This window comes from Marinobacter piscis (assembly GCF_007671655.1).
In the GTDB taxonomy this organism is placed as follows: domain Bacteria; phylum Pseudomonadota; class Gammaproteobacteria; order Pseudomonadales; family Oleiphilaceae; genus Marinobacter; species Marinobacter piscensis.
This window is the reverse complement of sequence record NZ_VCGX01000004.1, coordinates 163,983-177,559: the sequence shown is the minus strand read 5'-3', so window position 1 is coordinate 177,559 and position 13,577 is coordinate 163,983. Positions and strand designations below refer to the sequence as shown.

General features: G+C 55.6%; 14 protein-coding genes. 5 read left to right on the top strand and 9 right to left on the bottom strand.

Going from position 1 to position 13,577, the window contains the following annotated elements; all coding sequences use genetic code 11:
• Positions 1 to 28 precede the first annotated feature (28 nt).
• Entirely contained in the window at positions 29 to 1,228 is a 1,200-nt protein-coding gene (locus tag FFI95_RS13950; protein ID WP_144823520.1) for a GNAT family N-acetyltransferase, read from the bottom strand.
• A gap of 25 nt (positions 1,229 to 1,253) precedes the next feature.
• Positions 1,254 to 1,709, bottom strand: coding sequence for a hypothetical protein (locus FFI95_RS13945; protein WP_144823518.1), 456 nt, complete (start codon positions 1,707 to 1,709; stop codon positions 1,254 to 1,256).
• A gap of 208 nt (positions 1,710 to 1,917) precedes the next feature.
• On the opposite strand from FFI95_RS13945, the gene FFI95_RS13940 reads away from it, so the two are divergent.
• The 5 genes from FFI95_RS13940 (at position 1,918) to FFI95_RS13920 (ending at position 5,506) form a co-directional block, all read left to right on the top strand.
• A complete protein-coding gene (locus tag FFI95_RS13940) occupies positions 1,918 to 2,604 on the top strand; it encodes a response regulator transcription factor (protein WP_144823516.1) in 687 nt (228 codons plus the stop codon).
• An 11-nt stretch (positions 2,605 to 2,615) separates the two neighbouring features.
• Positions 2,616 to 3,917: a sensor histidine kinase gene (locus FFI95_RS13935; RefSeq protein WP_246069522.1), complete on the top strand. Its 1,302-nt coding sequence runs from the start codon at positions 2,616 to 2,618 to the stop codon at positions 3,915 to 3,917.
• 19 nt (positions 3,918 to 3,936) lie between these two features.
• Positions 3,937 to 4,542: a YigZ family protein gene (locus FFI95_RS13930; protein ID WP_144823718.1), complete on the top strand. Its 606-nt coding sequence runs from the start codon at positions 3,937 to 3,939 to the stop codon at positions 4,540 to 4,542.
• Positions 4,543 to 4,616: 74 nt separating this feature from the next.
• Positions 4,617 to 5,153, top strand: a complete 537-nt coding sequence (locus tag FFI95_RS13925; protein ID WP_144823513.1) for a DUF4136 domain-containing protein — start codon at positions 4,617 to 4,619, stop codon at positions 5,151 to 5,153.
• Positions 5,150 to 5,506, top strand: a complete 357-nt coding sequence (locus FFI95_RS13920; protein WP_144823511.1) for a translation initiation factor Sui1 — start codon at positions 5,150 to 5,152, stop codon at positions 5,504 to 5,506. The genes FFI95_RS13925 and FFI95_RS13920 overlap by 4 nt, the downstream gene beginning before the upstream one ends.
• 60 nt (positions 5,507 to 5,566) lie before the next feature.
• Here the strand turns inward: FFI95_RS13920 and FFI95_RS13915 are convergent, their stop codons facing one another.
• The 7 genes from FFI95_RS13915 to FFI95_RS13885 all read right to left on the bottom strand — a co-directional run bounded on the left by FFI95_RS13915 (position 5,567) and on the right by FFI95_RS13885 (position 13,188).
• Entirely contained in the window at positions 5,567 to 7,210 is a 1,644-nt protein-coding gene (locus FFI95_RS13915; RefSeq protein ID WP_144823509.1) for a fatty acid--CoA ligase, read from the bottom strand.
• Positions 7,211 to 7,336: 126 nt separating this feature from the next.
• The gene (locus FFI95_RS13910; RefSeq protein WP_144823508.1) at positions 7,337 to 7,669 is read right to left on the bottom strand and encodes a Na+/H+ antiporter subunit G; all 333 of its coding nucleotides are present in this window, start codon (positions 7,667 to 7,669) and stop codon (positions 7,337 to 7,339) included.
• A gap of 54 nt (positions 7,670 to 7,723) precedes the next feature.
• On the bottom strand, positions 7,724 to 7,993 hold the full coding sequence (locus tag FFI95_RS13905; protein ID WP_144823506.1) for a K+/H+ antiporter subunit F: 270 nt from the start codon (positions 7,991 to 7,993) through the stop codon (positions 7,724 to 7,726).
• Positions 7,990 to 8,478 (bottom strand): Na+/H+ antiporter subunit E, encoded by a 489-nt coding sequence (locus FFI95_RS13900; protein WP_144823504.1) that lies wholly within the window; start codon positions 8,476 to 8,478, stop codon positions 7,990 to 7,992. The genes FFI95_RS13905 and FFI95_RS13900 overlap by 4 nt, the downstream gene beginning before the upstream one ends.
• Positions 8,478 to 10,016 carry a monovalent cation/H+ antiporter subunit D gene (locus FFI95_RS13895; protein WP_144823502.1) on the bottom strand — a complete coding sequence of 513 codons (1,539 nt, stop codon included), beginning with the start codon at positions 10,014 to 10,016 and terminating at the stop codon, positions 8,478 to 8,480. Before FFI95_RS13895 ends, FFI95_RS13900 begins: the two co-directional genes overlap by 1 nt.
• Positions 10,013 to 10,387 (bottom strand): Na+/H+ antiporter subunit C, encoded by a 375-nt coding sequence (locus FFI95_RS13890; protein WP_144823500.1) that lies wholly within the window; start codon positions 10,385 to 10,387, stop codon positions 10,013 to 10,015. Before FFI95_RS13890 ends, FFI95_RS13895 begins: the two co-directional genes overlap by 4 nt.
• Positions 10,387 to 13,188, bottom strand: coding sequence for a monovalent cation/H+ antiporter subunit A (locus FFI95_RS13885; protein ID WP_144823499.1), 2,802 nt, complete (start codon positions 13,186 to 13,188; stop codon positions 10,387 to 10,389). The genes FFI95_RS13890 and FFI95_RS13885 overlap by 1 nt, the downstream gene beginning before the upstream one ends.
• Positions 13,189 to 13,577 lie beyond the last annotated feature (389 nt).

Below are 13,577 nucleotides of genomic sequence, written 5' to 3'. Positions count from 1 at the left end.
ATACGGAGCCGGGGCCTCGGGCTAAAACTTACCCGGCTCCGTTGTCTTGCCGGAAGGGCAGTACGCTTACGGCGTCAGCGTAATAGCGCCGGACGTGTTCTGCCTCCTCAAATGTGAAAGCTTCGATAGCGTCATGGAATCCCGGATGGTCGATTCCGTGCCAGGAGTGGGTTAACACGGGCTCGAAGCCTCGTACCAGCTTGTGCTCTCCCTGTGCACCTGCGTCAAAAGTCTGGAGGTTCAGCTCGATCGCCAGTTCAATGCCCTGGTAGTAACAGGTCTCAAAGTGCAGGTGGCTGTACTCCTCCAGGCACCCCCAGTAACGACCGTAAAGAGTCGTGTCACTGCTCAGAAACAATGCCCCAGCGATCATCTCCCCGTCTTTTACCGCCATGATCAAGTGCAGGTGTTCCGGCATGGTTGCCTGTAACTGCTCAAAGAAACGCCGGTTCAGGTAAGGGTGTTGGCCGTGTTTCAGGTAGGTAGCCTGGTAGAACACATAAAACGCCGCAAGAACATGGTCCGGAATCTCATGCCCATGGAGCCGGGCGAAGGTAATGCCCTGTTCGGCTACCTGCCGGCGTTCCTTACGAATGGATTTGCGTTTCCTTGAGGTAAGTTCACCCAGAAAATCATCGAAACAGTTGAAGCCCCGGTTGTGCCAGTGGAACTGGCAACCCAGCCGGTGTAGCTGGTTTTCATGTTCCAGGAGCTGCTGGTCCTGGTCGTCAGGAAACAACAGGTGCCAGGAGTGGGCGCCCAGTTGCCTGATGACCAGGTCCAGAAGATCTTGGATGCCTGGCCCATCAAGAGTTCTGCGCAGTTGTTCGTCCAGCAGCAATCTCGGGCCCTGAGAAGGCGTAAAAGGAACGGCACTTACAAGTTTGGGGTAGTAGGGCTGGCCGTAGCGTTCATACGCCTGAGCCCAGGCAAAGTCGAATACATATTCGCCGCGGGAGTGGTTTTTCAGGAAAGCCGGAATGATTCCGGTAATACGATCCTGCTGGTGGAGAACCAGGTGGCTGGGATGCCAACCGGTCTCCCGGGCCGTGCAGCCTGTCTGCTCCAGCGCCTGGAAAAACTCATAGCGCAGAAACGGGTTATCCGGGCCGGCCAGCCGTTGCCAGTCGGCCCTGGAAATATCCTGGATTGAATGACACACAGTGACCCGGCAGTCAGCCGGGCCACTGATCGTGGTCAGTGAATCATCAGAAGGTGCCTTGAACATGGTTAGGGCAAACGCATCAGCAGACTTAATTCTGCATCTGCATGCGGCGCTCCTGCATTTCAGACTGTCTTTCGATCATGCGCTTCTGGCGCTCCATGGCCTGCTCCTTCTGGATCTGCTTCCAGGTCTTGCGTTGTTCGTCGTTCAGATTCAGACGGTCTGCGATCTCTTCCTGACGCTTTAACAGGCTCTCCTGGCGGTCCAGCAACTGCTGCTGGTGCTGAGCCTGGCGTTGTGCCTGATGTTGCGCTCGCTGCTCTTTTGTCATCATTTGCTGGCGCCGGCCCTGCATGTGCTGGTCGTGTCCCCGCATTTGCTGCCGCTGGCCCTCCATGTGCCGGCCCTGGCCTTGCATATGATGGCGGGGGCTGTCGAGATTTCGGGCCTCGTTGTTCTGGCCCTGGGCCAGGGTAAGAGGGCTGGCTACTAACAGGGCAGAAGCAAGCATGGCAGTTACAATGGCTGGTTTTCGGGTTTTCATAATAGTACCTCTGGTAAGTCCGTTTGCGTTTAAGCCTGCATCAGATGCGGCTCCTTAATCGATGTGACCATCATACCTGCTGCAATGTAAAAGGCCGTCAATGGCTGGTAAAGGTTCTGTAAAGCCCGGCCATGCTAGCAAATATCAGTGATGGCAGCATGATAGACTTGCACTTGTTAAAGCCCAGAATCGGCTTATGGAGGCGGGGATGCAAGACCGGGTATTACTGATTGAGGACGATGAAGAGCTGCGGGTCCTGCTGGCCCGTTACCTCAGCAATCAGGGGTTTCAGGTGCGTGAGGCAGCTAACGGCGAAGATGGTCTGGCTCTGGCACTGGGTCAGAACTGCGACATAGTGGTGCTGGATATCATGCTGCCTGACATTAACGGCCTGGAAGTGCTTCGCCAGTTACGGGCCAGTACGCATCTGCCCGTTATCCTGCTGACAGCCCGTGGCGATGAAACCGATCGCATCGTGGGTTTTGAAGTGGGTGCGGATGATTATATTCCCAAGCCCTGTAACCCCCGGGAACTGGTTGCACGGCTGCAGGCTTTACTGCGCCGGATAGCCTGGGAGCAGCATACGGATGTGGATGCGGGCCAGAACTACGGTGACCTTCGCCTGGAGCCTGAGCAGCGTCGGGTGTATCAGGATGAGAAGGTGCTGGACCTGACGGCAACGGAATATGAAATTTTACAGGTGCTGCTTGCCCGCGCGGGCAGTGTTGTGCGTAAAACCGATCTGATGCAGTGGGCACTGGGGCGGCGCCTGGAAGCTTACGACCGGACGCTGGACATGCACATCAGTAATCTGCGTAAAAAGCTGGGCAACGACGACCCGCCACGAATCGAGACAGTTCGTGGCCTCGGTTACAGCTATAGGTTGCCCGCATGAAGGGACGGCTGATGATTCCGCTGTTCTGGCGGATTTTTATACTGATCTGGCTGGCCATGGCCGCCGCTATGCTTTTGAGTGGGCTGGCCTCGGCTTTATTACTGGACCGAGAGCGTGCAGCGATCGAACGCCAGCTTGAGCTGCGCGGTCTCGGTTTTGAAGTGACGGCCATTCGACAGGATCGTGGCAGAAGCGCCGCCCATCGGTTTTTGAAGACGCAGGGCCATGAGCTGGGGTTGCATCTGATCATGATAGATGCAGATGACGACAGCCGCCTGCCTGCGGCTATCCGCACCCGGCTCAATTCCGGATGGTATCGGCAAAAGCCCACAATTATCGAACTGAGCGACGGATACCGGCTGGTTGCCTGGCCGAAAATGCACGGACAGGGCTGGCTGGAGCCCCGGGTTTTCCGGCTTGTGGAAATGGCATTAACGTTTGTGCTGATCACCCTCGCGTGCTGGTTGATTGCACGTTTTGTATCGCGACCTGTGCGGTATATGGAGGCAACGGCAGAGGCTATTGCAGCGGGTAACAAAGAATTGCGGGTAAATGAGCGTATCGCCGCCCGGCGCGATGAGATAGGGCACCTGGCAACCGCGTTTAATACAATGACGGACCAGCTTTGCACCCTGCTGGACCGGCAAAAGCAGCTGTTACGGGATATCTCCCATGATTTACGAACGCCGCTGGCGCGCCAGCGTATTGCCATTGAACTGGCCAGTGACGACGGTGCGGACGCTGATTTGATGGCGAGTATCCTGCGCCAGAATGAAAGACTTGAGGCCATGACCGCGCAAATACTGACGCTCTACCGGGTTACGGGACAGGGTGGTGATATTGCCCGCGAGCCGCTCCGGCCTTTGGAGGTGCTGAATCAGGTTTTGCAGGATGGGGCGTCTGATGCCAGACACAGAGGGGTAGACTGCAGGCTGCATTCAGCACCTGAAACAACCGGTGTATCTGTGCTGGGAGATGCAGGCCTGCTGCATCGGGCCATGGAGAATGTTGTGTTGAATGCGCTGGATCATACACCACCGGGGAAAGCGGTTCGTATTTCTCTGACACTGTCTTCAGGCTGGCTGAACCTGACGGTTGCCGATGAGGGGCCAGGTGTTAAAGAAGATAGCCTGGAGCATCTTTTTGAGCCGTTTTTTCAGGCGGATGAATCCAGAGGAAGTAGCGGCTGGGGGCTGGGCCTGGCAATTGCAAAAGACATAGTTCTGGCCCACGACGGGCGTATAACTGCGAGCAATCGAGAACAGGGCGGCCTGGAGCTTGTGGTGCAGTTGCCGGTTTTTGCTGTTAACTGAGGAGATGACAAATTCGATCATGAAAAAAGATTATCCGATACCGGCAAGCTTCCTGGAGCGCGAAACTGAAATCAAAAAGAGCCGGTTTATTGCCCGGGTTGCGCCTGTAAATGACCGGGATGAAGTAAAAACCTGGCTGGAAAAGGCGCACCAGGACCATCCGGATGCCCGGCACATTTGCTGGGCGTATCAGATCGGGCGCCCCGGCTCAGCCGCTGAAGCTGCAATGAACGATGACGGTGAGCCCTCGGGAACGGCCGGAAAGCCGATTCTCAATGTGATTCAGCACAAGGACATGGGTGACGTACTGGTGATGGTCATCCGCTATTTTGGGGGCATTAAGCTGGGTGCCGGCGGGCTGGTAAGAGCGTATGCCGGCGCTGCTGAGAGTGTGCTGTCAGAGGTCGGCAGGGTTCATCACAAGCCACTCACCGCGGTTGATGTGTCCATGGGCTTTGCGGATGAACAGCCACTGCGTCACTGGTGTGAGCTCAATGCGGCCGAGCTGGAGTCCATCGACTATGGCGCGCGTGTTACTGCACGAGTGCTGGTACCGGAGGATCAGGTTGACGCTTTTTCGGGGTTTTGCGAATCTCATAAACTGGATTACCGTTTTGAAACCTGAGCTGGCAGAAACCGGCGCATCCGTGTCTTGTGCGTATACTGATGTCAGGACTCGCAGAAATTAAGGAGCAGGCAATGGCACGTGTACTGATGGTAGTGCTGATCACCCTGGCCATGACCGGGTGCGCCAGTAAGGTCGTCACTGATTACAACTCATCCGTGGTTTTTGGCAATTACTCATCCTGGGCGTTTGCCCCTGATGCTGGCAGCGCATCATTTATATCCCTGGATGGAAACCGGGTCCGGAAGGCCGTTGAGCGGGAATTCACCCGCAAGGCAATGCGCAAGGTGGATGTGCCGGAAGCTGACCTGTTGGTGAACTGGCGGATTGTAGAGCAGGAACGCCTGGAGCAGTCCGGGCTGGGTCTTGGTTTTGGTTTCGGAACCGGCAATTTTGGGTGGGGGCTTTCAACACCGCCACCTGTGCGGGAGGTAACCGAGGGTAAGCTGGTGGTAGAGCTGGCAGACCAAAGCTCGGAAGAGGTTGTATGGCGTGCAGCCAGCCGCCGATACCTTAACGAAAACCAGTCTCCGGAAACCCGCCGTAAACTGATCGACGAGGTGGTCGCGGAAATGTTTAAAAAGTACCCACCCGGGCTGGAGGACAAATGAGCAGGAAATCGTCAGGTGGTCTGGTATTTTCAACGGAGCAGGGGCGTATGTGCCCTGAATGTCGCAACCCGGTTGATGACTGTACCTGTCACCAGACACAGCGGCCGGCTGGTGATGGAGTGGTGCGGGTAAGCCGTGAAACCAAAGGGCGGAAAGGCAAGGGCGTCACGCTGATTACCGGTATTCCGCTGAACGATAAAGAACTGAAAGCCTACGCCAAAGTACTCAAGGCCAAATGCGGCACCGGGGGCACAGTCAAAGACGGTGTGGTTGAAATACAGGGAGATCAGCGGGATGTGCTGGTTCCGCTTCTTGAGCAGAAAGGGTGGGTTGTGAAACGCTCCGGGGGCTGAAAGGCAAATAAAAAATAGCCCGCAGGGTGTTCCTGCGGGCTATTTTTGTGTCGGGTCTTTTTAGGTAAGCTGATCGCGAATCAGCTTCTTGTTGATCTTGCCAACACTTGTTTTCGGGATATCTTCGGCAAAATCAATCTGTGAGGGGATGGCCCACTTGTTGATTTCACCTTTCTCAACATACTGCATCAGGTGTTGCTGTATATCCTCAGCCGTTGCCTGCTCGCCGGCGTTCAGGGTGACCAGTGCATAAGGCCTTTCACCCCATTTCTCATCCGGAACACCGACAACAGCAGCACTTGCCACGGCCGGATGCTGGCTGATGAGACTTTCCAGGTCCAGAGAGGACAACCACTCGCCACCGGTTTTGATCACGTCCTTGATGCGATCCTTGATGGTAATTGTGTTATCCGGCTCCATAGAGGCGACATCCCCCGTATGCAGCCAGCCGCCTTCCCAGAGTTCCTCGCCTTTGGCCGGTTCCTTTATATAGTTCTGGGTAAGCCACGGGGCCCGGGCCACAATTTCCCCTTTAGCCTCGCCATCGTGAGGAACAGGGTTGCCTGAAGGGTCAACAATCTCCAGCTCCACCATGGGCATTGCAATGCCGGTTTTGACACGTTTGGCGGTCTGCTGCTCCAGGGGCAGCTCAAGATCTTCCGGCGTGAGGTGAGTTGCGCTGAGCAGCGGACAGGTTTCCGACATGCCGTAACCGGTGTACATGCGAATCCCCAGTTGCGCACCCGCATCGCACAGGCCTTTAGGCAGGGCGCTGCCGCCGATCAGCACGTGCCAGTTGCTCAGGTCTGCAGTTTTGATGGAGTCGGTGGCCATCATCATTTGCATAATGGTTGGCACGCAGTGTGAGAAGGTAACGTCGTGTTCTTTGAGCAGGTCTACCAGCAGTTCGGGCTCATAGCGCCCCGGATAAACCTGCTTGATGCCCATCAGGGTCGCTGCATAGGGCACACCCCAGGCATGCACGTGGAACATCGGGGTAATCGGCATGTAAACCGATGAAGACCGCAACAGCGGCATTTCATCACTGGCAGCCAGGGAGCCGGTCATGGTCAGTGTATGTAAAACCAGCTGGCGATGACTGAAGAACACCCCTTTGGGGTTGCCTGTCGTACCTGTGGTGTAGAATGTGGTTGCGACGCTGTTTTCATCAAAGTCCGGGAAATCAAACTCTGATGCTGCGTTGGCCAGAAGCGCTTCGTACTCCCCGACTGTTTCCAGCTCGGTTTCTTGTGCTGTGTCTTCGTCGCTGAGCTGGATATAAGTTTTAACCGTTTTAATATCGTCGCGTACGCCTTCCAGAATTGGCAGGAAGTCATCGTGTACCAGCACCACGTCATCTTCTGCGTGGTTCATGGTGTAAACAATCTGTTCCGGTGACAGGCGTACGTTGATGGTATGCAACACAGCGCCCATCATGGGAATGGCAAAGAAGCATTCCAGGTAGCGGGGTGTATCCCAGTCCATGACGGCCACGGTATCGCCAGGCTTGACCCCGGCTTCAGTGAGAGCATTTGCAAGCCGGTTTATGCGTTCAACCAGATCCTTATAGGTGTACTTGCTGCGATTGGCGTACACAATTTCCTGGTCTGGAGAAAACCTCGGCCCTGAAAGCAGCAGTTGCTTGATAAGCAGTGGATACTGGTGCGCATTTTTAGCTGCGGGCAAGATTTTTGTCTGTGACATGACTGACGTCCCCTTATCGGTTTATTAGCGTTGTATGGGAAGTTGACTCAATCCTACATAAAACCCGTAACGTAGGGGATTGTCAATAGATTCCGGAGTGCGGAGCGTCAGGCAAACAGCCCGGGGTTACTGTTCCCAGGGCTGGCCTTCCGTGCCCTTCATGGTTTTTACACTGACGTGCATAGCTGCTTTAGCCAGCAAATTAGCACTCACGGGTGCCGTCATCAGCAAAAATACGGTGATCAGAACTTCTGAAAAATCGATCCCTTCGCCCAGGGCGCTGAAATAGATAACAGAGCTGAGCATGATGGTGCCCACACCAACGGTGGTGGCTTTAGTGGGGCCGTGCAGCCGGGTGTAAAAATCCGGTAACCTGGCCAGACCAATGGCGCCAATAAGAGTAAAAGCACCTCCAAAGAGAAGCAGGGCCGATATGGCATATTCTGCAAACAGGCTCATGGCGTGTCTCCTGTGCAAGTGAGCGGGAACAGGCGAGTTGGCTGAAGATCGTGATTATTCAATGACACTGCCCTGTTTCAGGTACTTGGCCATGGCAACCGTGCTTACAAAACCCATCACTGCAATCAGCAGGGCTGCTTCCAGGTACATCCGGGTGCCCAGAGTAATGCCCAGCAGAATAATCAGTGCAATGGCATTGATGTAGAGCGTGTCGATGGCCAGGACCCGGTCCGGCTCATCCGGTCCTTTGATCAGGCGGTAAAGGTTGAGAACAGCAGCCAGAACAACCATGGCAATGGTCAGGTACAGGGCAGTGGTGATCATTGGAACATCTCCAACAGCGGTTTCTCGTAACGGTTGTAAATGTCGTTAATGACTTCCTGGTTACTGGGTGCATCCAGGGCATGGATCAACAGAATTTTCCGGTCATTACTGATATCCGCACTGACGGTTCCGGGCGTGAGTGAGATAGTACTGGCCAGAACAGATATGGCCATCGGGTTTTCCAGATGCAGCGGGTAGCTGATAAAAGCCGGGCGTGGCGTGCGCGGGCTGAGTATGAGCCAGGCCACTGAAAAGCTGGCCACCACGATATCTTTGAGTACCCGTAGTACATAACCGGGCATGATCCATATCTTTTTGAACGTGGGTCGCTCGGGCCAGAAATTCCGGGTCAGTTGCGGGATCAGCCAGGCGAGGATCAGACCAAGAACAACACTGGCACCGGAGACCCCGTCGCTGAGAATCTGCCATGTAATAAACAGAGTGAGGCTCAGCCAGGGCTGAGGGAAACTCAAACGATCAAACATCAGTTTACCTCCCCGGGCGACGCGTTTTCCGGAGTATGCATGGGGGTTTCCAGGATATGGATATAACCCTGATTATCGTACACCTGTTCCGCGGTGGCACGGGTGAAATCACTGAGCGGGCCTGCCAGGAAAACGATCAGTATGGTCAGGCAAGTCAGCATGCCTGTAGACACTGCAACCCGGTTATTCATCGGCTCGGGTGTTTCCAGGTGACCGTCCACGTTCCACCAGAATACCATGCTGCCAGCGCGGCTGTAGGCGATCAGTGTGAGAAAGCCGCCAACCAGTACCACACCCCATAGCCAGGCCATTTCAGCACCCGGCGCAACCGACTGGAGAATCAGCAGCTTGCCGAAAAAGCCACTCAGTGGGGGCAGACCGGCGGCGGATACAGCGCCGATAAAAAACAACACACTCAGGAATGTCCGATGATGCATTCGTGGAGCGATAACAATCGTATCTGCAGCGGCGCCTCTCTGGCTTGCCACCAGTTCTGAAACCAGAAACAGGGCGGCAACGGTCCAGGTTGTGCTGACCAGGTAGAAAAGTGCGGCTGACAGCCCGGCCACCGAACCGAGTGCAACAGGAGCCAGCAAAGTACCAACGGAGATGATCACCTGCCAGGCCACCAGGGTTTTCAGGTTTTCTGCGCCCAGCGCACCAATAACTCCCATGCTCAGAGTAATCAGTGCGAGGGGGAACAGCCAGTCCATGCCCAGATTAGCCAGTTCGCCTGCGCCTTCTCCGAAGATCAGAGGGTATATTCTTATAATGGCGTATATCCCCACCTTGGTCATCACCGCAAAGAGGGCTGCAACCGGAGCTGTTGCTCTGGCGTAGGCTTTGGGCAGCCAGAAGCACAAAGGCAGAACTGCAGCTTTCAGGCTGAAGACCACCAGCAGCATCATGCCGCCGGCTTTCACCAGATTCAGGTTTTTGCCGGAGATCTGCGGTATTTTTACCGCCAGATCGGCCATGTTCAGGGTTCCGGTCACACTGTAAATCATCCCCACAGCGATCAGGAACAGGGACGAGCCCACCAGGTTCAGGGTCACATAGTGAAGGCCGGGAACGGTCCGGGCGGTGCCGCCGCCATGCATGAGCAATCCGTAAGAGGCGATAAGCAGGACTTCAAAAGCGACGAACAGGTTAAACAGGTCGCCGGTCATGAATGCCATGTTCAGGCCCATTAACTGGAACATGAACAGCGCGTGAAACTGGCGGTTGCCTTCATCCGCACCACCGCTGGCATAAATATGGCAGAACAGTCCGAGTGCAGAGGTGAGCACGAGCATCAGGGCGGCCAGGCGATCCAGAACCAGCACAATGCCAAAGGGTGGCTGCCAGTTGCCGAATGCATAAACACGATAGCTGCCATCACTGGCAAGTATGAGCAGCACAATTGTGGCGGCCAGCATCAGTACCGTACAGGTAATGGCCAGTGTCCGGCGCAGGCTGATCGGCGCATAGCCCATGAATACCTGCAGAATGCCCCCCAGAAGAGGGATCAGAATCGGTGCGATAAGCCAGTGGGTCATTTACGGGTGGCCTCCTGCTCCCGCTGCTGCTTTGAGGGCGGCGAGACTGTATCGGGGCGTTCGTCTACGTGATCGCCGCCATTGTCAGAGAGGTTTCTCAGGGCCAGAACCACCAGAAACGCGGTCATGGCAAAGCCGATGACGATGGCGGTAAGCACCAGAGCCTGTGGCAATGGGTCTGTATAGCTGGATGCGGTTCCGATAACCGGTTGCTGGCCAGTTGCCAGACGCCCGGTGGAAAACAGGAACAGGTTCACGCCATAAGAAAGCATGGTCAGCCCCATGATCACCGGGAAGGTGCGGGCACGTAGCAACAGGTAAACGCCGGATGTGGTTAAAGCACCGATAACCAGTGCAAACAACAGTTCCATTACGCGCCCTCCTTTTTACTCTTTGCGAACGAATAGGGTGACAGACGGCCAATACTGACCAGCGCCAGCAAGGTAGCGCCTACGACAGCGAGGTAAACACCCAGATCGAATATCAGTGCCGAGGCAACTTCAAACTTGCCCACCACCGGCCAGTTAATGTAGCCGAATGCAGACGTGAGGAACGGATAGCCGAAAGCAAGGCTCCCGGCCCCGGCTATCACTGCAAACAACAGCCCGAGGCCGATCACATTGTGGTATCGGATTGGAATCCGGTCCTCGGTCCAGATCATGCCACTGGCAATGTACTGCAGGATCAGCGCGACGGATGTAATCAGGCCGGCAATAAAACCGCCACCCGGTACGTTATGCCCGCGCAGGAAGATATAGGCAGACACCATCAGAGCCAGAGGCAGCATGGGCCGGGCAATCTGGGTGAGCATCAGCGGGTACTGGTCCCTGGCCCAGACACGGCCAAGCCCGTCCCCGGGGGGCGCCGGCAGATCCGTGTTTTTGAGCATGGCGTAGATACCCAGCGCAGCTATGGCTAATACGGTTATCTCACCCAGGGTATCAAAGCCACGGAAGTCCACGAGAATGACGTTAACAACGTTGGTTCCACCGCCTCCCGGCTTGCTGTTTTGCAGGAAAAAGTCAGAAATCGAACTGAAAGACTGGGTCAGCATGGCCAGAGTGACCAGGGTCATGCCTGTGCCTGCAGTCAGTGCAATCACGACGTCCCGGATGCGCTGTGCCCGGGTGCTCTCCATCGGGGTCCAGGAAGGCATGTAGTAGAGTGCAAGCATCAGTAGAACAATGGTGACAACTTCCACTGAAAGCTGCGTCATCGCCAGATCCGGTGCGGAGAAACGGGCGAATCCGAGTGCGACGATCAGCCCCACGACACTGAGAAGCACCAGAGCATAAAATCGCTCACGGTGCCAGAAGGCCGTGGCAAGTGCGCTTATAATCAAAACCCCGGCTGCTGTTGCTGTAGGCCAGTCAAAGGCACTCAACCCGTTTTCACCGACATAAAAACCCGCTTCAGCCAGGGGCAGCGCCGCGACCGCAATCACGCTGACCATCAGCAGCATGGCGTAGCGCTGTAAAGATCCGTTTTCTATCCGCCGGGTAAAACGTCCGGCCAGGTTAACGAACCATGAAACCACGGCTTCAAAAATTGCCTTTTCATCAATTTCCCGGAAGCGGTCGTGGAAAGCAAAAAGACGTTTGCGCTGACTGTACATGAACAAGCCGCCCAGAAACGCTGTGAAGCTCATCAGAAGTGGCAGGTTCAGGCCATGCATAACAGCCAGCTGGTAGTCCGGGGTGCTACTGCCCAGTGTGGCTGACGCCGCTGCAAACAACAGTGGACCAACGGATATCGCAGGAAAAACCCCCACCATCACACAGGCAAATACAAGAATTTCCACCGGGATCTTCATGTAGCGGGGTGGCTCATGGGGCGGAAAGTGCGGCAGGTCCACGGGTTTACCATTGAAGAAAACGTCGTGAACAAAGCGTGCTGAATAAGCAACAGCAAATATGCCCGCCAGGGTGGCGGCAATTGGTGGTACCCAGGCCCAGAGCCCCGGGAGATTGAGCTCCAGGGATTCGGCAAAGAACATTTCCTTGCTCAGGAAGCCGTTCAGAAGCGGGACACCTGCCATGGAAGATGCCGCTACCATGGCAAGAGTGGCCGTATGCGGCATGTAACGCCAGAGCCCATTGATCCGGCGCATATCGCGCGTACCGGTTTCGTGGTCAATGATGCCGGCGGCCATAAACAGTGAGGCCTTGAATGTGGCATGGTTAATCACATGAAACAGAGCGGCAACGGCAGCCATTTTTGTGCCCATACCAAACAGCAGGGTGATCAGCCCCAGGTGACTGACTGTAGAGTGGGCAAGCAAACCTTTGAGGTCATGCTTGAACATGGCCACCCAGGCGCCCAGAAGCAGGGTGGCCAGGCCGGTAAAGCTGACCATGTAGAACCACTGTTCCGTTCCCGCCAGTGCCGGGTACAGGCGGGCCATCAGAAAGATACCGGCTTTTACCATGGTGGCCGAATGCAGATAAGCCGATACCGGGGTGGGTGCTTCCATGGCATGAGGAAGCCAGAAGTGAAACGGAAACTGGGCAGATTTGGTAAACGCACCCAGTAAAACCAGCGTCAGTGCCACCGGATACAGGGCGTGGGCCTTAATCTGGTCCCCGGCAGCCAATACAGCATCCAGTTCAAAGCTGCCTGCAATGTTACCGATGAGCAGAATGCCTGCCATCAGTGCCAGTCCGCCCCCGCCGGTAATGGCAAGCGCCATGCGGGCACCGCGCCTTGCATTCTGTTTGTGGGTCCAGAAACTGATCAGCAGGAACGATGTTAAGCTGGTAAGTTCCCAGAAAATAAGCATGAGCAGCAGGTTTCCGGACAACACGATACCCAGCATTGAGCCCTTGAAGCACAGCAGAAGCGAGTAGAACTTGGCGACGTTTTCATGGGCTTTAAGGTAGTAGTGTGCATACAGAATAATCAGCACACCAATTATCAGTATCAGCAGAGCAAACAGCAGTGCCAGACCATCAAGCCGGAAGCTGAAGGACAAACCGAGTGTTGGCAGCCATTCATAGCTGTGCAGTACCACGCCGCCAGATGACAGTGCAGGCCAGTGAGGGAACAGTGCCGCCAGAGCAATCAGTGCAGGCACCGAGGAGGCTATAGCAATAGCCGTCCGCCCGCCCTGGGCAAAAAAGGGAACGACTATGGCGCCCAGAAACGGCAGTAGTACAACCAGCGGTAGCGACATCGCGACCTCGCAAGCGATTTCTTTTCTGATGAATGGGGGTAACGTACCAGCCTGAGTCTAGCTTCCGTTGCACGCCCTGTCAGAATCGTAGCAACATGAACCTGTAGGCTGCGGGTGCTGGCTCAGCGCAGAGCCGGTGGATCCGGGAAATAGGGTAAGCGTCCGCGATGACGGGCGATATCGGCCGTCAGAGGGAAACAGTTAATCTTTATGCAGCCGACGGACCTGGCGGTCATGCTTGCTCCGTAATTAAAATCTGGAAACCGATGATACGTGCCGGGGCCCGCAGGTCAAGTCAGGTGTACGCCCCGGTCTCGCCAGACTGTAACTCCGGAGCAGGATGATGCAGGTACTGCCGCCCAGGACACGCTGTAAATACATCCCTTTAC